Consider the following 21,860-nt stretch of genomic DNA (forward strand, 5'->3'; position numbering starts at 1 on the left):
CCTAGACCAGGCGTCCGATGGTGAGCTGCTTCGCTCCGTCGATGCGGATCGCGGCGCTCTCCTGAGCGAACTCCGCGAGTCCTTCGGTGATGCCGGCCCAGATGTTGACGGGTGTCCATCCGAGGGGGCCGAGAATACGGGCACCACGATCGTAGAAGACTCCGATCTCGTACCACTCGAACGGCAGTCCGCCCATCTGCATGGGACGCTGCCAGTACCACTGCAGGTCACCCGGTGCGGGCACGACCTGCTGGTTCTCCGCGGGCACGGCCTCGGGGTCGAAGTTCTGGGCCTCCTCCGGCAGGCCGACCATGACCTCGGGCCCGGCGTACATCGCGTGCATCGCCTGCATCGTGACCGGCTTCTCCAGCGCGCCCCACATCGCCTCGCACGTGCGAGGGGCGAGGTCCTCGAACAGGGTGGCGACGGCGCGGACGCCGTTCTCGTACTCGAGGAAGACCTGCTTGGTCATCGTGTTCCTTTCTGGGCAGCGGACGGTTCCGCTGCGCGTTCGCGGGCGGCCGCGACGAACGCCGCGAACAGCGGTCGCTCCTCGGCGGCCTCTTCGGGGGCTGTCATCTTCTCGGGGTGCCACTGCACCGCCCAGAAGGCCCAGTCGTCGTCCGACTCGACGGCCTCGACGATGCCGTCGGGCGCCCACGCGACGGGGCGCAGCCCGGGGGCCGGGGTGTCGACGGACTGGTGATGGATGGTGTTGACCGTCCTCGCCGTCGTCCCGTAGAGCGCGGCGAGTCTGCTGTCCTCCGCGAACGTGACGGCGTGCCGGGCGGAGAGCTGCTCGTCTGCTCCTCGCACCGGGTGATGGTCGGCCGTGGCGGGGATGTCGACGATGAGGGAGCCGCCGAACGCGACGGTGCAGACCTGGAGCCCGCGGCAGATCGCCAGCACCGGCAGGCCGCGTTCCCTGGCACCGAGGGCGAGCGCGATCTCGTAGCCGTCGCGGGCCGAGTCGTAGGACTTCCCGTCCTGCGGCTCGGCGCCGTAGTGCGAGGGGTGCAGATCCTCCCCGCCGGAGAGCACCAGCCCGTCGAGCCGATCGAGGACCTCGTCGACACCGGCGGTCGGAGGCAGCAGCACGACGGCGCCGCCGGCGGCCTCGATCGGCGTGGCGTACTCGGCGCCGAGGGTGTGCGCGGGGCGACCCGTGCCGAGGTCGGTGTCGATGGCGCGGCGCCAGGTGGTGATGCCGATGAGCGGGCGGGTCACGACAGCTCGATCCACGTGGTCTTCAGGTCGGTGAACTTCTCCATCGCGTGCAGACTCTTGTCGCGACCGAAGCCGGAGCCCTTGACCCCGCCGAAGGGGATGGTCATGTCGCCTTCCTCGAAGCAGTTGACCCAGACGACACCCGCCCGCAGCCGGCGGGAGAGGGTGTGCACGGCGTTGAGGTCGGTGCTCCACAGTGCGGCGGCGAGGCCGTACTCGGTGCCGTTGGCGATGGCGAGGGCGTCCTCGACGTCGTCGTACGCGATGACCGACAGCACGGGGCCGAAGACCTCGCGCTGCGCCACCTCGTGCGCGGGGGTCACGCCGAGCACGGCGGGGGCGAAGTAGCTGCCGCCGTCGACGGCGGAGAACCGTTCGGTGCTGCCGGCCGCGAGCGCGGCGCCGTCGGCCACCGCGCGCTCGACGAACCCCGCGATCCCGGCGAGCTGCTTCTCGCTGACGATCGCCCCCATCGACGTGGACACGTCGAACGGGTCGGCCGGGAGAGCCCTACGGGCGACGTCGGCGGCGATCTCCAGGGCCCTGTCGTACTGCGCGCGGGGGACGAGCAGCCGGGACGAGGCCGTGCACATCTGCCCCTGGTTGTAGAAGCAGCCGTCGGCCGTGGCGCGGACCGCCCGCTCCAGATCGGCGTCCGGCAACACGAGGCTCGCGGTCTTGCCGCCGAGCTCCGGCCACACACGCTTGCCGTTCGACGCCGCGGCGTATCCGAGGAACCGGCGGCCGACCTCAGGCGAGCCCGTGAACGTGACGACGTCGACATCGGGGTGCTCGCCGAGTGCGCGGCCGGCGACGTGGCCGGCGCCGGGGGTGACGTTCAGCACGCCGGCCGGGATGCCGGCCTCGTGGGCGAGCTCGGCCAGGCGCAGGGCGGAGAAGGTGGTGTGCTCGGCGGGCTTGAGGACGACGCTGTTGCCGACGGCGAGAGCGGGGGCGAGCTTCCACGCCGTCATCGTGAGCGGGAAGTTCCACGGCACGACCGCGGCGACGACGCCGGCCGGCTCCCTGGTGACGAGGGCGAGGCTGCCCGGCGCGGTGACCGGGAGCTCGTCGAGCACCTTGTCGGCCGCCTCTCCGTACCAGCGGAAGCAGTTCACGACCGCGCGCAGCTCCGTCTGGAGCGCCTCTCGCACCGGCTTGCCCATCTCGAGCGAGATCGTGAGGGCCAGCTCTTCGGCGTGGTCGTGGATGCGCTGCGCGAAGGCGATCAGGCGCTGACCGCGCTCGCGCGGGGCGATGCGCGACCACACGCCGGAGTCGAACGCGGCACGGGCGGAGCGGACCGCGCGGTCGATGTCGGCGGCGGAGGCGGCCGCGATCCGGGGCAGTGCCCGGCCGTCGCGGGGACTGATCGGTGCGAGGGGCTCGGCGGTCCCGGCCTCCCAGGAGCCGTCGATGAACATGCGGGTGTGCAGCGACAGCGCCGCCGCGCGGTCCGCCCAGTCGTCTCCAGTTGCCGTGAACACGGTCGTCCTCTCCAGGGGTGAAGGCCCTGGAAGGGATACTCGCTCTATTTCGCCATTGCGTCAAGGCAATGCGAACGATCTCGCCATTTCTTTACACGTCCGTAACAGAATCGGTCTACAAGCGAATAGCACCCGTCGGCATGTCCTGCGCCAGCGCCGCCGGCGCCTCGTCCACGATCAGCGAGCCGCGCAGCACGGGCGTGATCACGACGAGCGACTCCACGACCTCCAGCCCGTCGTGGCCGGCGACCGCGGGACCGGTGAGGAAGTCGTAGAACTCGTCCGCGTCGCGCACGAGCACGTTCATGAGGAGCTGGGACGTCCCCGTCGTCGCGACGATGAACTTCACCTCGGGGGCGGCGGCGAGGGCGGATCCCACCTTCTCCAGCCGGTCCATCGGCACGCGCAGCCACACCAGAGCCTCCAGCCCGAGGCCGAAGAGGCTCGGCACGATCTCCGTGCGCGGGTGCATGAGCCCGCGGCGGTTGAGCGATTCCATCCGTCGGCGCGTCGTGGTGACGTTCAGTCCGAGCGCGCGGGCGAGCTGTGCGACGGGCATCCGTCCGTCCTTCAGCAGGAGTCGGATCAGCGCCTCCTCGTCCTCGCTCAAGGCGTCCGCCGGGTCGACCTCGGACCCGGAGGACTCGTCCAGCATCCGAACCTGCTCGTCGGACAGCACCCCCACCCGCCAGTCGTGTCCGGAGCGGAAGAACTTCAGCACGGTGGTGACGTTGATCGACGCGATGCCCTCCACCTCGGGGAAGTCGGTGAAGAGCAGTTCGCGGATCGATGCGTCGTCGTGGGGGAGGAGCATGCCGGCGATGTCGCTGCTGCCCTCGAGGACCGACACGGACGACGCGTCGGCACGACGGGCCAGGGTGCGGGCGACGTGCCAGAGCGCATGCGGTTCGGTCGTGATCCGGAACAGGACGGCGCGGGCATGGAGCACGCGGGCGGGGTCGACGTAGGTCGAGACGCGCACGAGGCCGCGGTCCAGAAGACGCTGTCCGCGGCGGGCGACCGTCCGCTCGGGGAGGTCGACCACACGGGCGATCTCCCCCCAGGACGCGCGGCCGTTCACCTGCAGGGCCGCCGCGACGATCCGATCGGTCTCATCGGCCAGGGCATCGTTCGCGGGCACGGGTTCTCCTTCGCGGGTCGGGCACGTGAAGGTTATCCCAGACCCGGAGGGACCGACGCATGGTGCGAGCCCCGATCCCGGGGGAGACGGCACGGGCGCCGCCGGGAGGACCGGCGGCGCCCGTGGAGGGAGGAGCGGGCTACTCGGCGTCCGTCGTCTCGACCACCGCGGTCGCACGCCGGCGCCGCATCGCGAACAGCCCGAGGCCGGCGGCGAGCAGCACGACCGCTCCGATGAGGAAGGGCATGCTGTCGGCACCGGTCGTCGCGAGGTCGCCGTCGGTCGACGCACCGGGCCTGCTCTCAATCTCACCGGGGACGACCGCTCCGCCGCCGGCCGCCGCGGTCACGGTGAGGGAGGCCGTCACCTCCGTGCCGTCGGGGAGGATCACGGCGAGCGTGTGCGTGCCCGCCGGGGTGCCCGCGGGGATGGTGACGGTGCGCGAGAACGTGCCGTCGGCCGCGACCGTGACCGTACCGAGCGAGACCGGGTCGGACCGCAGTTCGAGCGCGAGCTCCGCGTCGGCCGTGAAGCCGCTGCCCGACACCGCGAGCGTGCCGCCGGCGGCGACCGAGGACGCGCCCAGCTCGACGGCCGCCGGCTTCTCGGGCTCCGGCTCCTCGGTGACCGGCGGGGTGACGCCGGCCTCGGTGACCCACTTCTCGCCCGCGTCGGACTTCGTCACGGTGAACGTGTCGTAGACCGCGCCGAGGGGGAGGTCGGTCGAGGCGCCTGCGGTCTTCTCCGCGAGGTAGGAGCGGTAGACGAGCTGGTTCTTCGACACGTCGATGACCTGGTACGTCGTGACGCCCTCGCCGCGCAGCACCTGAGTGGCGCCGTTGTTGGTCCAGACGTTCTTCTCGGGGGTCTCCAGGTCGTAGTGCTTCGCGCCGGAGTTCGACACGACATACACCGGGCCCGTCGTGAGACCGGGGGTCTCGGTCGCATCCGTGTTCACGTATCCGCGGGCGTACGTGTGGTCGTGGCCCATGAGCACGAGGTCGATGTCGTTGCGCTGGAAGACCGGCAGCCACTCGGCGCGGAGCACCGGCTCGTCACGACCGGCCGAGGCCGAGAAGACCGGCTGGTGGAACGTGACGACGTTCCACTTCGACGGGCTGTTCTGCAGCAGCAGGTCGAGCCAGGCGGCCTGGAAGCGCGTCCACAGGGTGCCGATCTGCGAGGAGGGGCAGTCCGCCCCCGTGCAGGACGGGAGCCCGGCCGGGGTGAGGAAGGTCGTGTCGCGGGTCGCGTTCAGGGTGATGAAACGGACGCCCTGGTAGTCGGTGTAGTACGCGGTCTCGGCGGCGAACGAGCTCCAGTGGTCGAAGAACGCGCGGTACTGCTGCGCGACCTCGGAGTCGCCCTTCGCGAGGTTCGCCAGCTCGCCGATGGAGCTCGTCGACGGGTTGTTGTGCGGGTACTCGAACGCGGCCTTCCACGCCGTGAGCAGCTTGTCGCCGGAGTACTCATGGTTGCCGGGGGCGGCCATCACGTTGGTGCGCACGGCCGAGTCCTTCATGCCCTGGAACCAGTTCAGCCACTCGTTCTCGTTGCTGGAGGTGTTGATCAGGTCGCCCGCGTGCACGGAGCCGATCGAGCGGGGAGCCTGCGCCTCGGCCTGCTTCACGACGCTCGGCCACGTGGTGTCCAGGCCGATCTGGGCGTCGCCGTAGTAGATGAACTGGAAGTCGCTCGCCTTCGGGTCCGCCGTGCGGAACTCGTACCAGTCGCTCCAGCTCCCGGGGAGACCCACGCGGTAGCGGTAGGCCGTGGCGGGGGTGAGGTCGGTGACCGTGGCCGAGAAGTGCTTGTTCGGGTTGCCGTTCACCACTCCGGCGTCGTAGGCATCGACCGTGCGGGTGGCGCCGCCGACGGCAGGGCCGATCTCGACCTGGCCGACCGTGTGCGAGGCGTCGCCCGCGAGCCAGGAGAACGACTGCGACACCTCCGGCTTCTCGGTCGGGGTGAGGATGACGCGGGTCGGCGCGGCGACGACGGGGGTGCCGGGGTCGGAGGCCTTCACGAGGGTGAGCGACGACATGTCGAAGTAGATGTCGGAGCTCGACGCGCGGTCCTGGAACAGCGACACGGCGATCGTGTTCGTGCCGTCGCGGAGCAGGTCGCCCTCGGCGCTGAACGTGCTCGTGAGGGGGTCGCCGTTGGAGTCGCCGGCATACTCGACGTTGGTGGTGTCGGTGATCCGGCCGTCGACGTAGCGGGCCACCTCTTCGCCGTTGATCCACACGATGATCGCGTCGTCGAAGGTGACGGTGCTCTGCAGGGCGGCGACCTGCTCGGCGACGCCGGCCTCCAGCTCGAACGTCGAGCGGAAGAAGTAGGTCGGCACGGTCGGGGCCGCCGAGCCGTCGAGGTAGTGGTTGAGGAGCGTCTTCGGGGTGTGCGGCCCGACGGGGGCGAGCTTCCCGCTCTTCGCGCCGAACGAGCCGGGCGCGGTCTTCCACGCGCTGTCGTCGTAGGTGGGCAGGGTCCAGTCGCGCAGCGCGGCCGGGGCCGGTGACGGGTCGGAGCCGTCGTCGAGGTAGTGCCAGGGCGTGTCGCCGGTGACGAGCGATCCGGTCGGCACCTCGGGGTCGGGCGCGGCGAGGGCCGCGGGGGCGACGACGGCGCCGCCGAGCACGGCGAGCAGCGCGACGGACGTCAGTCCGCGACGCCGCCACCGCACCGCAGGGGTGGGGGAGGTCATGTCTGTCCTTCGTGGGTGGGTGTCCGTGCTCAGCCGCACGGGGCGCCCCCAGCCCAGCGGAGCCGGATGACCGCGGTCTGACATCGAGGCGACGGGGAGGTGAACGCGGGCCCGTCAGGGGGCGGCCGGTACGCTGGAACCCATGCTCAACATGGCCGACGGCCTCGCGCGTCTCGGCGCGCTCGCCGAGAATCCCGTCGTCCGCACCCTCGCGGAGGCCTTCGACGAAGCCGGTTTCGAGCTGGCCGTCGTGGGCGGCCCGGTCCGCGATGCCCTGCTCGGCCGGGAGACGCACGACCTCGACTTCACGACGAGCGCCTCGCCGGACGAGATCCTCGCGATCGTGAAGCCCGTCGCCTCCGCCCACTGGGACATCGGCCGGGCCTTCGGGACCATCGGCGCCCGGGTGCGCGGCGAGCAGGTCGAGATCACGACCTATCGCGCCGACAGCTACGACGGCGTGACGCGGAAGCCGACCGTGGAGTTCGGCGACTCGATCGACGGCGACCTCGTCCGCCGCGACTTCACGGTCAACGCGATGGCCCTCCAGGTGCCCGCGGTGAAGCTCGTCGATCCGACCGGCGGTGTGGAGGACCTCGTGGCGGGGGTGCTGCGGACACCGGCGGATCCCCGGGTGTCGTTCGGCGACGACCCGCTGCGGATGCTGCGCGCCGCCCGGTTCAGCGCGCAGCTCGGCTTCACGGTGGAGGAGGACACGGAGCGGGCGATCACCGAGCTCCGCGAGACCCTGACGATCGTGAGTCCCGAGCGCGTGCAGTCCGAGCTCGTGCGCCTCATGCAGACCGACGACCCCGTCCGCGGCATCCGGGTGCTGGTGGAGACCGGACTCATCGACGAGTTCCTCCCCGAGGTCAGCGCCCTCAAGCTCGAGGTCGACGAGCACCACCACCACAAGGACGTCTACGAGCACTCCCTCACGGTGCTCAGCCAGGCCATCGCGCTCGAGCACGCCAGGAACCCCGGGGCCGCGCCGGACGTGCCGCTGCGGATCGCGGCTCTGCTGCACGACATCGGAAAGCCCCGCACGCGCAAGCTGGAGCCGGGCGGTGCGGTGACGTTCCACCACCACGACGTCGTCGGCGCCCGGATGGCCCGCAAGCGGCTGCAGGCGCTGCGCTTCGACACGGCGACCACGGATGCCGTCTCCACCCTCATCGAGCTGCATCTGCGGTTCTTCGGCTATGCGGAGGGGGCGTGGACGGATGCCGCCGTGCGCCGCTACGTCCGCGACGCCGGCGACCTGCTGGAGCGGCTGCACATCCTCACCCGTGCCGACGTCACGACGCGGAACAAGCGCAAGGCCGCTCGGCTCGCCGCCGCCTACGACGACATCGAGTCCCGGATCGCGGCGCTCCGCGAGCAGGAGGAGCTCGACGCGATCCGTCCCGAGCTCGACGGCAACCGCATCCAGGAGGTCCTCGGCATCTCTCCGGGCCGGGAGGTCGGGGAGGCGTACAGGTTCCTCCTCGATCTGCGCCTCGACGAGGGCGTGCTCGGCGAGGCCGTCGCGGAGCAGCGTCTCCGCGAGTGGTGGGCTTCGCGCGGTTGATTCCTGCCGACCCACCCCTTTCCGCGCGTCCCGGCCCCTCACGGCCTCAGTCGATGATGGCGGCGGCGTCCGGGGGGAGAGTCAGGGACGCGGGGGTGCGCGATGCCGGGGTTGTCGTGAGGAGGATCCGGGACGAGGGGGGGACGGGGAAGGACGCGGGGGTGGGGGAGAGGTTCACGAGCACCGACACTCCTCCGCGATCGATGCGGTAGACACGGTGCTCGGGGCGGCCGTCCGTCTCGCGGACCTCGACCGCCGTGTGCGCGGAGTCCGGGTCGGTGAGCTCCGGTCGCGCTCGCCGCAGTCGTGCGAGGTCGCGGTACAGCGCCAGGAGCCGGGCGTGCGCCGGCGCCTCGGCCTCGGTCCAGTCGAGGTGCGAGCGGTGGAAGGTCGCGGGGTCCTGGGGGTCGGGGACCGCATCCGGGTCCCAGCCCATGCGGGCGAACTCCGCCGTGCGACCCTCGGCGACCGCGCGGCCGAGTTCGGGCTCGGCGTGGGAGGTGAAGAACTGCCACGGTGTCGTCGCGCCCCACTCCTCGCCCATGAAGAGCATCGGGGTGCCCGGCCCCGTCAGCGTGAGCACGGCGGCCACCGCGAGGCGGTCGGGGGACAGCGCGGCGGAGAGTCGATCCCCGGCCGCGCGGTTCCCGATCTGATCGTGATCCTGCGCGAAGGTCACCAGCCGCCAGCTCGGCACCTCGGCCGGGATCGGGGCCCCGTGCGGACGGTCGCGGAAGGACGAGAAGGTGCCGTCGTGGAAGAACCCGCCCTCCGTCACCTTGGCCACCGCCTCGGCCGCGGCGAAGTCGGCGTAGTACCCGGCGGTCTCTCCCGTGAGCGCGACGTGCACCGCGTGGTGCCAGTCGTCCGACCACTGCGCCGTGAGTCCGTATCCCCCGGCTTCCCGCGGCAGGATGAGCGTCGGGTCGTTGAGGTCGGACTCGGCGATGAGGGTCAGCGGCCGGTTCTGCTGCGCGGAGAGGGCGTCCACCCGTTCGGAGAGCTCTCGCAGCAGGTGCACGGGCCGCCGGTCGTGCAGGGCGTGCACGGCGTCGAGGCGGAGTCCGTCGACGTGGAAGTCGCGCAGCCACATCAGGGCGTTGTCGAGGATGTACTCCCGCACCGCGTCCTCGTCGAGGTTCACCGAGTCGCCCCAGGTGGTGCTCTCGCCCTCGCGCAGGTACGGGCCGAAGAGGGGGAGGTAGTTGCCGCTCGGGCCGAGGTGGTTGTAGACGACGTCCTGCACGACGGCGAGCCCGTGCGCGTGGGCGGCGTCGACGAAGCGCTGGTACGCCGCGGGGCCGCCGTACTCTTCCTGCACCGCATACCAGAGCACGCCGTCGTATCCCCAGTTCCAGGCGCCGTTGAAGGCGTTGACGGGCAGCAGCTCGACGTGGGTGACGCCGAGGTCGACGAGATGCGCCAGGCGGCCGATCGCCGCGTCCAGCGTGCCCTCCGGCGTGAAGGTGCCGAGGTGCAGCTCGTAGATCAGCCCGCCCGCGAGCTGCCGTCCGGTCCAGGAGGCGTCGGTCCAGGCGAAGGCTGCGGGGTCGAACGCCGCCGAGGCCCCGTGCACGCCGTCCGGCTGTCGCCGCGACCGCGGATCGGGTCGCAGGACATCACCGTCGTCGAGCAGGAAGCCGTAGCGCTCACCGTCCGCGAGGACGAGGTCGGCGGTCCAGTGCCCCTCAGCGGTCGCCGTGAGCTCGCGCTCCTCCACGGTCGCGCCCGCGTCGTCGAGGCGTCGTACCCGCACTCGGGCGGCCCGCGGCGCCCACACCGAGATCATCGGGCCAGCTCGATCAGGGCGACGGGGTAGGTGTCGAGCAGCTCTGCCAGCCGCACGGGTCCCGGCGGGATCCGCCGACCGGTGAGGAGGTCGGTCCCCGGCAGCTCGGGGCGCATCATGACGGTGTCGCCCCAGCCGCCGCGGCGCGCCAGCCCGACCGGCAGCCGCGTGGCCACGGCGGTCGCGCCGCCGCGATGCACGGCGACGGCGTGGTCGGCGGCCGCACCCTCGACGACGGCCGGCCGGTAGAAGCGGAACAGCTCCGGATTGTCCCGCCGCAGTCGCAGGGCCCGCGAGGTCACCAGGAGCTTCGCGGCACCGGAGTCGTCGATCAGGGGGAGCACACCGCGAGCGTGGTCCGCGTCGAGCTCCCGCAGCATCCGGACGCGCAGAGCGAAGTCGACGGGTCGACGGTTGTCGGGGTCGACGAGCGAGAGGTCCCACAGCTCGGTGCCCTGGTAGACGTCGGGCACGCCGGGACCGGTGAGCTGCAGCAGTTTGGCGGAGAGGGAGTTGGAACGGCCCGCATCGACGATCTCGGCCACGAAACGGTCGAGGATCGGCGCGGCCTCACCCTCGACGGACCGCGCGATCGCGGCCAGGCCCTCCTCGAAGGTCGCGTCCGGATGCTGCCAGGTGGTCCGCTCGGCGGCCTCGCGGGCGGCCTTCGTGGCGTAGGCGAGGAGCCGTTCGGAGGGGAGCGGCCAGGCTCCGACGGCGGCCTGCCAGATCAGCGCGTCGAGGGGACCGTGTCCGGTGGTCGCGACGGCACGCAGCTCGGCCAGCACCTCGCCCCAGCGCTCCGGGATCTCCGAGAGCACGGACAGGCGCGCCCGTACGTCCTCCGACCGCTTCGTGTCGTGCGTGGAGAGCGTCGTCATCGAGTGCGGCCATGCCGCCAGTCGTGCCCGCTGCGCGTCGTGGAACTCCTCGACCGACAGGGCGGGGATCGACGGGTCGGCGCCGACCTCGGTCAGCGTTCCGAGGCGGGTGAACCGGTAGAACGCGGTGTCCTCCACACCCTTCGCCATCACCGCGCCGCTCACCTGGGGGAACCGCTGCGCGACCTCGAGGGCGGGGTCGACCAGGAGCGGTTCGAGCGCGGTGAAAGCGGCGGAGAGGTCGGGGCGTCGGCGACGGGCCTCCGCGAAGGCGGCGCGCAGGTGCTCGCGGCCCTCCGGGAGATAGGAGCGGTACACGGGGAAGCAGGCGAGGAGTTCGGCGAGGGCGTCGTCGGCGTGCACGATCCCGTGGGGGAGTGTGCGGACCAGGCGGCGCACCTCGGCGGCCAGGAGCGTGTCGGCGATCATCCGCTTCGTGTCGTGGATGAGGTCGTGCCAGGGGAGCGCGTCCGGGAGGCCGGTCTCCGCACGGAGCCGGGCGTCCAGCCGGTCCAGCGCCGCCACGCCCTCCGCGTCGACGAACAGACGGTCGAGCTCGGCCAGCGCGTCGTATCCGGTCGTGCCGTCGGTCCGCCACCAGGCCGGCAGGGCCTCGCCGGGCTCCAGGATCTTCTCCACGAGCGTGTACGCGCGCCCGGTCGCGTCGGCGAGCTGCTCCAGATACGCACCGGGGTCGACGAGGCCGTCCGGGTGGTCCACCCGCAGCCCGTCCGCGAGTCCGGTCCGGAGCCAGCGGAGGATCTCCCGATGCGACTCCGCGAAGACCTCGGGGCGCTCCACCCGGATGCCGGCGAGCTCGGAGACCGCGAAGAACCGGCGGTAGGTGAGATCGGTGTTCTGGTCCTGCCAGAACCGCAGCTCGTAGTTCTGGGCGGCCAGGAGCGCCGGGAGGTCGTCGGCCAGCGCTGCGGTGCCGGGTGCGAGCGGAAGTTCGTGCTCGAAGTAGCGCAGCACGCCGTCCGGTGCATCGGCGGCCGGTGTCGTGTCGACGACGAGCTCGCCGTTCGCGACGACCTCCTCCGGGGTCCCGCCCAACAGCGGGAGCAGGAGGCGTCCGCCGCCCGCTGCCCAGTCGATGTCGAACGCCGCGGCGCGGCGGGTCTCCCGGCCGAGTCGCAGCACCTCCCACCACCACGGGTTCTGCCGCGGCACGGCGACCCCGACGTGGTTGGGCACGATGTCGGCGAGGATGCCGAGGCCCGCCGTGCGCGCCGCCGAGGCGAACCGCACGAGGCCTTGCTCGCCCCCTCGATCCGGATCGATGCGCCCGTGGTCGACCACGTCGTAGCCGTGGTTCGAACCGCGGGTCGCCGCCAGCAGCGGCGACAGATACGCCCACGATGCGCCGAGCTCGGCGAGGTAGCCGACCACATCGGCCGCCGCTTCGAGGGGGAAGCTGCCGCTGATCTGGAGGCGATAGGTCGACAGCGGCCTGTCGGTCATGAGGCGGCCGCCTCGCTCTGCGCGCGGAGCGAGGCGTCGACGGAGTCGTCGGTGTCGACGGGCTCGCCGTCGATCTCCTGCAGCACGAGCATGGCCTTGCCCTCGAGCGGCACGGTGTCGCGGGCGCGGAGGTTCCGGTCGCCCAGCTCGCCGGCGGTGTCCACCGCGACGAGCCAGTCCGTGCCGTGGCGGTCGTCGGGAAGCGCCAGATCGACGGGCTCGTCGCCGCTGTTGAAGTAGACGAGGAAGTTCACGTCCTCCACGGGACGCCCTCGCCGGTCGTTCTCGCGGATGCCGCGGCCGTTCAGGAACATGCCCACGGAGCGCCCGAAGCCCGAGTCCCAGTCCTCCGGGGTCATGCGGGCGCCGTCCGGTCGCAGCCACACGACGTCGGGGATGCGCTCGCCGTCCTCGTCCGCGACCGGGCGTCCGTCGAAGAAGCGGCTGCGGCGGAAGGTGGGATGCTCGTGCCGGAGCCGTGCCACCGCCGCCGTGAACTCCACGAGCGGCAGGTCGGCGGCCTCCCAGTCGATCCAGGTGAGCTCGTTGTCCTGCGCGTAGCCGTTGTTGTTGCCGTGCTGCGTGCGGCCGAGCTCGTCGCCGTGGGAGATCATCGGCACGCCCTGCGAGAGCAGCAGCGTCGCGAGGAAGTTCCGCTGCTGACGCGCGCGCCGCCGGTTGATGTCGATGTCGTCGGTCGGCCCCTCGGCGCCCATGTTGTCGGAGCGGTTGTGGGATTCGCCGTCGTTGTTGTCCTCGCCGTTGTCCTCGTTGTGCTTCTCGTTGTAGGAGACGAGGTCGCGCAGCGTGAAGCCGTCGTGCGCGGTGACGAAGTTGATGGAGGCGACAGGGCGCCGGCCGGAGTGCTCGTACAGGTCGGCGGAGCCGGTGAGGCGGGAGGCGAACTCGCCGAGCGCCTGCGGCTCACCGCGCCAGAAGTCGCGCACGGTGTCGCGGTACTTGCCGTTCCACTCCGTCCACTGCGGCGGGAAGTTGCCCACCTGATAGCCGCCGGGTCCGATGTCCCACGGCTCGGCGATGAGCTTCACCTGCGAGACGATCGGGTCCTGCTGCACGAGCTCGAAGAACGCCGCGAGGCGGTCCACGTCGTAGAACTCGCGGGCGAGCGTCGCCGCGAGGTCGAAGCGGAAGCCGTCGACGTGCATCTCGGTCACCCAGTACCGCAGCGAGTCCATGAGCAGTTGCAGGGCGTGCGGGTTGCCCGCGTTCAGGCTGTTGCCCGTGCCGGTGTAGTCCGTGTAGTAGCGCTTGTCCTCTTCGAGTCGGTAGTACGCCTCGTTGTCGATCCCGCGCATCGAGAGCGTCGGACCGAGGTGGTTGCCCTCCGCGGTGTGGTTGTAGACGACGTCGAGGATGACCTCGATGCCGGCCTCGTGGAGCGCGCGCACCATGGCGCGGAACTCCTGCACCTGCTGGCCGTCCTGGCCGCCGGCGGCGTACGCGTTGTGGGGGGCGAAGAACCCGAGGGTGTTGTAGCCCCAGTAGTTCGACAGGCCCTTGTCCTGCAGCACCGAGTCGTTCACGAACTGGTGCACCGGCATCAGCTCCAGCGCGGTGACGCCGAGGCGCTGGAGGTGCTCGACGACCGCCGGGTGCGCGATGCCGGCGTAGGTCCCGCGCAGCTCCTCCGGCACCTCGGGATGCCGCTGGGTGAGCCCCTTCACGTGCGCCTCGTAGATCACCGTCTCGGCGTACGGCGTCTTCAGGGGCCGGTCGCCGCCCCACTCGAAGAACGGGCTGACGACGACGCCCTTCGCCATCGCGGCCGCGGAGTCGTCGTCGTTGCGGGAGTCGGGGTCGCCGAAGTCATAGCCGAACAGGGACTGTCCCCAGTCGATCTCACCGGCGACGGCCTTCGCGTACGGATCGAGGAGCAGCTTGTTCGGGTTGAACCGCTGTCCCTGGGCAGGGTCGTAGGGGCCGTGCACCCGGTAGCCGTAGCGCTGTCCCGGCTGCACCGTGGGCAGGTAGCCGTGCCAGACGAACGCGTCGACCTCGGTGAGCGGCACCCGTGTCTCCGTGCCGTCCGCGTCGAAGAGGCAGAGTTCCACGCGCTCCGCGCCCTCGCTGAAGAGGGCGAAGTTGGTGCCCTGACCATCGAAGGTGGCCCCCAGTGGGTATGCGGACCCGGGCCAGACCTCGCGGCTCATCCGGCGAGGGCGTGGTCGCGCGAACCCGCGGCCATGGCACTGACGATGCTGACGGCATGGTCGTAGTCGTACACCTGAGCGATCTCCACAGCCCGAGGATACGGGTGTCCGAGGTAGCAGACATAGAGCGGCGGCACGACCTCGATGTATCCGACGGGAGCGTCGTGCGCGACGACGTACCGGTCGAAGTCGATCCGCTCGCAGGCCGGCTCGGTCGCGGCGGGGTGGGCCGCGTCGGCGCGCTGCGAGGAGCCAGTGCTGGTGGGGGTGTGGACGTTCATGGCGCCTCCTGACTCGTGATGGGACCACGATAGGAACCGGGAACGGATTCGAGAACGGTATTGCCATCCGGGCCTCGACCGGCTACGCACCCGCTGACGGCAGGATCACTCCCCGCGCCGTCGCACGTACTCCGTCACCACGACGCCCGATCCATAGGGGGTCGTCGCCACGGCCTCGAACCGTTCGGGACGGTAGGGGCGGTCGCCGAAGAGCGGGATGCCGGATCCGAAGAGCAGCGGCTGCCGTTTCAGGATGAGCCGGTCGATCTCGTCGGCCAGCGTCGCCGCGAGAGCGCCACCGCCGCACAGCCAGATCGCGCCGCCTTCCTCGCGCTTGAGGCGTCGCACGACGTCCACCGGGTCCTCCGCCGTCACCTCGAGGTTCTCGGCCGCGGCGGTGCGGGTGCGGCTGAAGACGATCTGCCGCAGGTGTCGGTACGGGCTCGCGAGCCCGCCCACCTCGTACGTGTTCCTGCCCATCAACACGGTGTCGAACACGTCGTTGCGCTGCGGGATGCCGAGGGCTTCGGCGGCCACGGTCGGCAGGGTGTCGGCGAAGCGGGCGTTGATGCCGTCCATGTGGTCGCCCTCGACGAGAAAGGCGTCGAACTCCCCGTCCGGCCCGGCGATGAACCCGTCCAGGGTCACTGCGGCGTAGTACACGAGCTCTCGCATGGTTCTCCAATCACTACATCTGTTGCGGTTGAGAGTACAACAGTCGTAGTGATCGCGCTAGGGTGGCGGCATGGTGAGGAACGAGCCGCGTCGGCGGCAGCTCGCGGATGCCGGGCTGGCCGTGCTCGCCCGCGAAGGATCCCGGGGGCTCACGCACCGCGCGGTCGACGCCGAGGCGGAGGTCCCCGCGGGGACGACATCGAACTACTTCCGCAGCAGGGACGCGCTGATCGAGGGACTCGTCGACCGCATCGGGGAGCGCCTCGCCCCATCGCCCGAGGACCTGGAGCGGAGGGCGGAGATCACGCCCAGCCGGGAGCTGTTCGCCGACTACATCCGGGACATCGTGCGCCGCCTCACCGCCGATCGCGATGTGACCCTCGCCCTGTTCGCCTTGCGGCTCGAGAGCGCTCGTCGTCCCGAGCTCGCCGCCGTGCTCGGGGCGTGGCAGCGCGCCGGCTTCGATGCGGACGTCGCCTTCAACGTCGAGGCGGGCCTCCCGGGAGGACGCCGCGAGATCGCCCTGTTCCACTACGCGATCGACGGTCTGCTGCTCGACCGGCTCACCACCCCGATCGACCCGGAGACCTCGACCGACGACGTGATCGACGATCTCGTGGCCGGCCTGCTGCCCTGACCGCCGCCGCCCGCTGTTCCCCCGGGTCGATCCTGCTCGTACACTGAGGGCACGCTCCCGGCTCCAGGAACGGAGAACGCGTGTCTGCGACGTGGCACGATCCGCGGGAGGCGTCGCCGACGGCGTCTCGCCTCCTCGTCGAGCGTGCGCACGAGGAGCTCATCGCCGGCAATCTCGACGATCACCGCCTCCGCGAGGTGCGTCCGCTCGTGCGCGAGTCGTGGGAGCGGTCCTGGCGTCGTCGCGTCGGGCCGGAGGGACTGCCGCCGCTCGATCTGCACGAGGACGAGCTCGACGCCTATCGCCTGGCCCATCCGCTCGCCTCCGCGATGGAGATGATCCGCGCGCTGCTGCTTCCCGGTGAGTCCGAGGACTCGGGGGTCGTGATCGCCGTCGGGGACCAGGCCGGGCGCCTGCTGTGGATCGAGGGCGACGCGCAGCTGCGGTCCCTCACCGAGGGCATGGGGTTCGTCGCCGGCGCGAACTGGGCGGAGGACGCCGTGGGCACGAGCGCCCCCGGCACCGCTCTCGCCCTGGAGCGGTCGGTGCAGATCCGTGGGGCCGAGCACTACAACCGGCTGGTGCACCCGTGGTCGTGCACCGCCGCGCCCGTGCGCGACCCGGAGACGCAGCGGGTCCTCGGTGTGATCGACATCACCGGGGGGCCGGAGGTGGTGACCCCGCAGGCGCGGCTGCTCGTCGACGCGACGGCGCGAGCGGTCGAGTCCGAGCTCCTCGTGGCGCGACTGCAACGGAGGGCGGAGCCTCCGGCCCGTCGACCGCCGAGTCGGCCGACACCGGAGGCCCTCGCACGCGCACGACTGCACGTGCTGGGACGCGACCGCGCCCGGCTGGAGACCGTGTCGGCGCATGAGGAGGCGGTCACCGAGCTCAGCGCCCGGCACGCCGCCATCCTGCTGATGCTGGCCGTGCACCGTCAGGGCCTCTCCGCCGACCGGCTCGCCGAGCTCGTGTACGGACCCGGAGTCTCGCCGGACACCTTGCGGCCGGAGATGGTGCGCCTGCGGAAGGTCCTGGAGCGGGCGGCCCCCGATCTCGTGCCGGAGTCCCGCCCCTATCGTCTTCCGGTGCCGCTGGAGACCGACGCCCACGACGTGCTGTCCCTGCTCGACCGCGGGGCGCACCGGGTCGCTCTGACGGCGTATCGGGGTCCGGTGCTGCCGGAGTCGGCCTCGCCCGGCGTCGAGGAGTTCCGCGACTCGGTCCGTGCGGCGCTGCGGGAGGTCATGCTGTCGGGGGCGAGTCTGGACGTGCTGCTCGCCTACGCGGACACCCCCGAGGGCAGCGAGGACGCGGAGGTGCTGCGGCTCGCGTTGGAGATGCTGCCGGCGCGCTCGCCGCGTCGTGCCGGCCTCGTGACCCGTATCGAGCGCCTCACCTGATTCGAATCGCCCGATTGGTCCCATTCCGGCCGCGGATGCAGCAAGGTGCGCGATTCGAACGGGGTGCAACCGGCTGCAACGTTGCGCACCGGGAGTGCAACGGGGAGCGGCCTAGCGTCGAGGGAACACCGCGGCATCGACGCCGCGGCGCCCCCGTCGAAGGAGACCCCCATGACCATCGTCGAAGAAGACGTGTCCCTCGCCTACGCGGCCCCCGGGCAGCCCGGAGCTGTCGCGGACTATCGGCCCCGCTACGGCCACTACATCGGCGGCGAGTTCGTCGAACCCGTGAAGGGCCAGTACTTCGAGAACATCAGTCCCGTCAACGGCAAGCCCTTCACCGAGGTCGGCCGCGGCACCGTGGAGGACATCGACCGCGCCGTCGACGTCGCCTGGAAGGCCTTCACCGCCTGGGGCAAGACCAGCCCCGCGGAGCGCTCCGTGATCCTGAACCGCATCGCCGACCGGATGGAGCAGCACCTGGAGGAGATCGCGGTCGCCGAGACCTGGGAGAACGGCAAACCCGTGCGGGAGACCCTCGCCGCCGACATCCCGCTCGCGATCGACCACTTCCGCTACTTCGCCGGGGTGCTCCGCGCGCAGGAGGGCGGCATCAGCCAGCTCGACGAGAACACCGTCGCGTACCACTTCCACGAACCGCTCGGCGTCGTCGGGCAGATCATCCCCTGGAACTTCCCGATCCTCATGGCCGTGTGGAAGCTGGCGCCGGCGCTCGCCGCGGGCAACTGCATCGTCATCAAGCCCGCGGAGCAGACGCCCGCGTCGATCCTGTTCCTGTTCGACATCATCGGCGACCTGCTGCCGGCCGGGGTCGTCAACATCGTGAACGGCTTCGGGATCGAGGCCGGCGCCCCGCTCGCCCAGCACAAGCGCATCCGCAAGGTCGCCTTCACCGGAGAGACCACCACCGGCCGGCTCATCATGCAGTACGCCTCGCAGAACCTGATCCCCGTCACCCTGGAACTCGGCGGCAAGAGCCCGAACGTCTTCTTCGAGGACGTCGCCCGCTCCACGAGCGACCCGTTCTACGACAAGGCGCTCGAGGGCTTCACGATGTTCGCGCTCAACCAGGGTGAGGTCTGCACCTGCCCGTCGCGGGCGCTCATCCAGCGCTCGATCTACGACGGGTTCCTCGCCGACGGCCTCGAGCGGGTCAAGAAGGTCGTGCAGGGCAATCCGCTCGACCCCGCGACGATGATCGGCGCGCAGGCATCGAACGATCAGCTCGAGAAGATCCTCAGCTACATCGACATCGGGAAGCAGGGCGGGGCCCGGCTGCTCACGGGAGGCGAGCGCGCCGACCTGGGCGGCGACCTCAGCGACGGCTTCTACGTGCAGCCGACCGTGTTCGAGGGGACGAACGACATGCGGATCTTCCAGGAGGAGATCTTCGGTCCGGTGCTCTCGGTCACCTCGTTCGACGACTTCGACGACGCGATCTCGATCGCGAACGACACCCTGTACGGCCTGGGCGCCGGGGTGTGGAGTCGCAGCGGCGACACGGCGTACCGCGCGGGCCGGGCGATCGAGGCGGGCCGCGTGTGGACGAACACCTACCACCAGTACCCGGCGCATGCCGCGTTCGGCGGGTACAAGCAGTCGGGGGTGGGCCGCGAGAACCACAAGATGATGCTCGACCACTACCAGCAGACGAAGAACCTCCTCGTCTCGTACGCGGAAGGCCCGATGGGCTTCTTCTGATCCGCCCGCGCCCGGGTGTCGGACGGCGCTCGCCGCCCGTCCGGCACCCGGCATCCCGGAAGGAGTCCCCATGGCCGCCGCCGCCCCGCCCGCCCGTGTCGCGGTGACCGAGACCGCCGCCGCGCTCGTCCGTGAACTCACCGCGCAGCACGGGCCGCTCATGTTCCACCAGTCCGGCGGCTGCTGCGACGGCTCCGCGCCCATGTGCTACCCGGTGGGGATGTTCCTCACCGGCCCCGGCGACGTGCTCCTCGGCGCCCTCGAGGTCGGGCTCGACGATCCGGTCGAGGTCTTCATGTCGGCCTCGCAGTTCGAGTACTGGAAGTTCACGCACCTGACGATCGATGTCGTGCCGGGACGCGGCGCCGGGTTCAGCGTCGAAGGTCCGACGGGGATGCGGTTCCTCATCCGCTCGCGGATGCTCGACCCCGGAGAGCTGTCGTATCTCGGCCTGCGGTGAGCCCGCGGTGCCGACGGTTCACCGGAGATGAGCGCAAGATGTTTGAACTCCGTGGATGTGCTCCCGTAGAGTCGGGGTCGTGCCCCGGGAGGGGTGGCAACGACGCTGAGGGGGGAAGCGGACGATGGGCGGAGACATCAAGATCGGTGGCACGCAGATCGACGTCGCCGTGAGCGGGATGACCCGCGGGGTGAATGAGATCGAGCGGATCCTGGTCGAGCTGACGGCGTCACTCGACGTCTTGTCGAGCCAATGGACCGGTGAAGCGCAGCGCGCATATCTTCGCGCCCAGACCGACTGGAACCGCAGCATGGAGGAGATGCGGGCCGAGCTCCGACGCCTCCGTGACAACACCCAGCTCTCCAACGAGACGTTCACGAGCGCCGAGCAGTCGGTCCGCCGGATGTGGAGCGAGTGATGCCCGAACCGGAGACCGTGCAGGAACGCCTGACCGCTCTCGTCGAAGAAGATCCGAACATCTGGCTGGTGTCGGATGACAGCGACACGGTCAGCGCATCCGTCGATGTCGATGGAGTGCTTCGCACGCTCCGTCTCGCTCCGTCCTGGTGGCGCCAGATCCCGGCGAGGGAGCTGGGCCCGATCGTCCTCCGTCTCCGTCAGGCCAGCGCGGCTGCCAGGCTGAACACGATCGCCGAGCTCGAGGACGAGGGGCTCGTGTTCGCGGCGTCCGATGAGCCCACCGTGCCGCCGATCCCTTCGCCGGACGCGGATTCCCTCGACATGTCCGCCCTGCGGGCAGAGCTCGGCACCTTGCTCTCAGGCTTCTCCGAGCTCCGGGTCTACCGGGAGGCCGTGAGGTCTGCGACGACGGAGGTCACGGTGCTGCGCAGTCCGTCCGGCAACGTGAGCATGGAGCTGGTCGGCGGCGCACCGAGGGCGCTCGCGATCGACCCGACCAATGTGCAGTTCGTCTCCGAGCAGGCCATTGCAGGGGAGATCGTCGAGCTGTTCACGCGAGCCAGGGGCTGGCTCGGCGAGCGGCGTGCGTCGCTCCTCAGAGACCTTCCCGATCTCACCGGGGTCGTGCGCTCGGTACGCGCCGCCCGCTGATCGCCCACGGAACACAGCGAAGGACGGAGAGCTGCACGATGAGCTACGAAGACTACGAAGCCGCGCTGGAGGATCTGCGCGCCGACGCGCTGGCGTGGAGCGACCTCGCCGAGACGTTCAGCGCGACGAAGACCCTCGTCGCGGGGTGCCGGTTGGCCCGATACCAGATGGACGGCGTCGGCCACATGCTCGGCGCGGAGGAGAACTACAACGAGGCCCACGCGACGATCCTGGGTCTGGCTGATCGCGCGCCGACGGTCTTCACCGAGATCTCGGAAAAGCTGCTCGACACCAAGAGGCGCTACGAGGAAGCCGACGGCTATTCGCAGTGGCTGCTGGACCAGGGCTGAGTTTGACGCTCACAACCGCCGGCGACATACCGGAGAGGACACGATGATGGTAGGAGCATTCGTCACGCCGACCGACGAGGGATCGTTCACGACCCTGGTCACGAACATCAGGGACGGCATCGAAGAGGCGAGGGTCGGCCTCGACGACTGTGCGAACGCCTACAACTCCCGGAAAGACGACATGAGCCTCTGGGACAGGTTCATGGACTTCTTCCGAAGGGCCATGGAGGAGGTCGTCAAGAAGCTCAACGAGGCGGTCGAGCAGTTCAACGCGTTCATGCAGACGATCGCGGAGTACCTGAGCCCCGGCAACCCGTTCGCCATGTACTCCAAGCGCGACGACTGGCTCGAGGTCAAGCGGAAGGTGACGTCGTCCAAGACCACGATCACCGACAGCTACCTCAAGGCCGACACCTCGTGGAAGGGTTCCACGGGCGACGGCTACTCGGACCTCGCGGCCCGCCAGCTGATGGCCATCGACACCCTCGCCGGCTACACGGACTCGATGATGAACTTCCTCGCCGACTACGCGAAGAAGATCCTGGATGCCTGGATCGAGTTCGGAGCTCGACTGCTCACCTATCTGCTCGATCAGGTGGATGCGGCGGCGAGCTTCGTCACCGCCGACCCCCTGGAGTGGCTGGACGCGGTTCCCAAGATCACCACCGTCTGCACCAACCTGGCCCGGGTCGCCGTCGACCTCGGCGAGCAGCTGGGAAAGAACTTCACGGCATCGAAGGATCTCTCCGACCAGCTCAAGCAGGATATGGCCAACCTGACCGGCTTCCCCAGTGGCTCGTGGCCCACGGCGACGATCTGAGGTG

19 protein-coding genes are annotated in these 21,860 nt (G+C 70.5%); 9 read left to right on the forward strand and 10 right to left on the reverse strand.

The features are described 5' to 3' along the window. Nucleotide 1: 1 nt before the first annotated feature. The 5 genes from ACIQID_RS10740 to ACIQID_RS10760 form a co-directional block, all read right to left on the reverse strand. Entirely contained in the window at nucleotides 2-472 is a 471-nt protein-coding gene (locus ACIQID_RS10740) for a DUF3830 family protein (RefSeq protein ID WP_025102846.1), read from the reverse strand. Then, nucleotides 469-1,227, reverse strand: coding sequence for a gamma-glutamyl-gamma-aminobutyrate hydrolase family protein (locus ACIQID_RS10745; protein WP_400284691.1), 759 nt, complete (start codon nucleotides 1,225-1,227; stop codon nucleotides 469-471). The genes ACIQID_RS10740 and ACIQID_RS10745 overlap by 4 nt, the downstream gene beginning before the upstream one ends. Then, nucleotides 1,224-2,714, reverse strand: coding sequence for an aldehyde dehydrogenase family protein (locus ACIQID_RS10750; protein WP_400284694.1), 1,491 nt, complete (start codon nucleotides 2,712-2,714; stop codon nucleotides 1,224-1,226). The genes ACIQID_RS10745 and ACIQID_RS10750 overlap by 4 nt, the downstream gene beginning before the upstream one ends. A gap of 115 nt (nucleotides 2,715-2,829) precedes the next feature. Further along, nucleotides 2,830-3,855, reverse strand: a complete 1,026-nt coding sequence (locus ACIQID_RS10755; RefSeq protein ID WP_025102843.1) for an Lrp/AsnC family transcriptional regulator — start codon at nucleotides 3,853-3,855, stop codon at nucleotides 2,830-2,832. 139 nt (nucleotides 3,856-3,994) lie between these two features. After that, the gene (locus tag ACIQID_RS10760) at nucleotides 3,995-6,562 is read right to left on the reverse strand and encodes a fibronectin type III domain-containing protein (RefSeq protein ID WP_400284698.1); all 2,568 of its coding nucleotides are present in this window, start codon (nucleotides 6,560-6,562) and stop codon (nucleotides 3,995-3,997) included. A 142-nt stretch (nucleotides 6,563-6,704) separates the two neighbouring features. Here ACIQID_RS10760 and ACIQID_RS10765 point away from each other — a divergent pair, with 142 nt between their 5' ends. Then, complete coding sequence (locus ACIQID_RS10765) at nucleotides 6,705-8,132, forward strand: CCA tRNA nucleotidyltransferase (RefSeq protein WP_312674445.1); 1,428 nt, start codon at nucleotides 6,705-6,707, stop codon at nucleotides 8,130-8,132. 46 nt (nucleotides 8,133-8,178) lie between these two features. Here the strand turns inward: ACIQID_RS10765 and treZ are convergent, their stop codons facing one another. The 5 genes from treZ to ACIQID_RS10790 form a co-directional block, all read right to left on the reverse strand. Continuing rightward, entirely contained in the window at nucleotides 8,179-9,921 is a 1,743-nt protein-coding gene (gene treZ / locus ACIQID_RS10770; protein ID WP_400284701.1) for a malto-oligosyltrehalose trehalohydrolase, read from the reverse strand. Next, nucleotides 9,918-12,266 carry a malto-oligosyltrehalose synthase gene (treY, locus tag ACIQID_RS10775; protein ID WP_400284704.1) on the reverse strand — a complete coding sequence of 783 codons (2,349 nt, stop codon included), beginning with the start codon at nucleotides 12,264-12,266 and terminating at the stop codon, nucleotides 9,918-9,920. Before treY ends, treZ begins: the two co-directional genes overlap by 4 nt. Then, entirely contained in the window at nucleotides 12,263-14,437 is a 2,175-nt protein-coding gene (gene glgX, locus ACIQID_RS10780; protein ID WP_331201513.1) for a glycogen debranching protein GlgX, read from the reverse strand. Before glgX ends, treY begins: the two co-directional genes overlap by 4 nt. Then, nucleotides 14,434-14,718, reverse strand: a complete 285-nt coding sequence (locus ACIQID_RS10785) for a hypothetical protein (RefSeq protein WP_060922071.1) — start codon at nucleotides 14,716-14,718, stop codon at nucleotides 14,434-14,436. The genes glgX and ACIQID_RS10785 overlap by 4 nt, the downstream gene beginning before the upstream one ends. Before the next feature lie 105 nt (nucleotides 14,719-14,823). Then, nucleotides 14,824-15,393: a dihydrofolate reductase family protein gene (locus ACIQID_RS10790; RefSeq protein WP_400284708.1), complete on the reverse strand. Its 570-nt coding sequence runs from the start codon at nucleotides 15,391-15,393 to the stop codon at nucleotides 14,824-14,826. 70 nt (nucleotides 15,394-15,463) lie between these two features. Between ACIQID_RS10790 and ACIQID_RS10795 the strand changes: the two genes are divergently transcribed. The 8 genes from ACIQID_RS10795 (at nucleotide 15,464) to ACIQID_RS10830 (ending at nucleotide 21,856) form a co-directional block, all read left to right on the forward strand. Further along, nucleotides 15,464-16,030, forward strand: a complete 567-nt coding sequence (locus ACIQID_RS10795) for a TetR/AcrR family transcriptional regulator (protein WP_400284711.1) — start codon at nucleotides 15,464-15,466, stop codon at nucleotides 16,028-16,030. Nucleotides 16,031-16,110: 80 nt separating this feature from the next. Continuing rightward, entirely contained in the window at nucleotides 16,111-17,433 is a 1,323-nt protein-coding gene (locus tag ACIQID_RS10800) for a GAF domain-containing protein (protein ID WP_400284714.1), read from the forward strand. 171 nt (nucleotides 17,434-17,604) lie between these two features. Next, nucleotides 17,605-19,155 (forward strand): aldehyde dehydrogenase family protein, encoded by a 1,551-nt coding sequence (locus tag ACIQID_RS10805; RefSeq protein ID WP_400284717.1) that lies wholly within the window; start codon nucleotides 17,605-17,607, stop codon nucleotides 19,153-19,155. 70 nt (nucleotides 19,156-19,225) lie between these two features. Further along, entirely contained in the window at nucleotides 19,226-19,615 is a 390-nt protein-coding gene (locus ACIQID_RS10810) for a DUF779 domain-containing protein (protein ID WP_400284720.1), read from the forward strand. Between the two features lie 124 nt (nucleotides 19,616-19,739). Beyond that, nucleotides 19,740-20,033 carry a WXG100 family type VII secretion target gene (locus ACIQID_RS10815; protein WP_400284723.1) on the forward strand — a complete coding sequence of 98 codons (294 nt, stop codon included), beginning with the start codon at nucleotides 19,740-19,742 and terminating at the stop codon, nucleotides 20,031-20,033. Continuing rightward, entirely contained in the window at nucleotides 20,033-20,686 is a 654-nt protein-coding gene (locus ACIQID_RS10820) for a hypothetical protein (RefSeq protein ID WP_400284726.1), read from the forward strand. The genes ACIQID_RS10815 and ACIQID_RS10820 overlap by 1 nt, the downstream gene beginning before the upstream one ends. Nucleotides 20,687-20,724: 38 nt before the next feature. Next, nucleotides 20,725-21,036, forward strand: a complete 312-nt coding sequence (locus ACIQID_RS10825) for a hypothetical protein (RefSeq protein WP_312674457.1) — start codon at nucleotides 20,725-20,727, stop codon at nucleotides 21,034-21,036. Between the two features lie 43 nt (nucleotides 21,037-21,079). Further along, entirely contained in the window at nucleotides 21,080-21,856 is a 777-nt protein-coding gene (locus tag ACIQID_RS10830) for a hypothetical protein (protein WP_331201507.1), read from the forward strand. The last annotated feature ends 4 nt before the right edge of the window (nucleotides 21,857-21,860 follow it).

Source organism: Microbacterium sp. NPDC091676 (genome assembly GCF_044756645.1).
Taxonomy (GTDB): Bacteria; Actinomycetota; Actinomycetes; order Actinomycetales; family Microbacteriaceae; genus Microbacterium; species Microbacterium paraoxydans_D.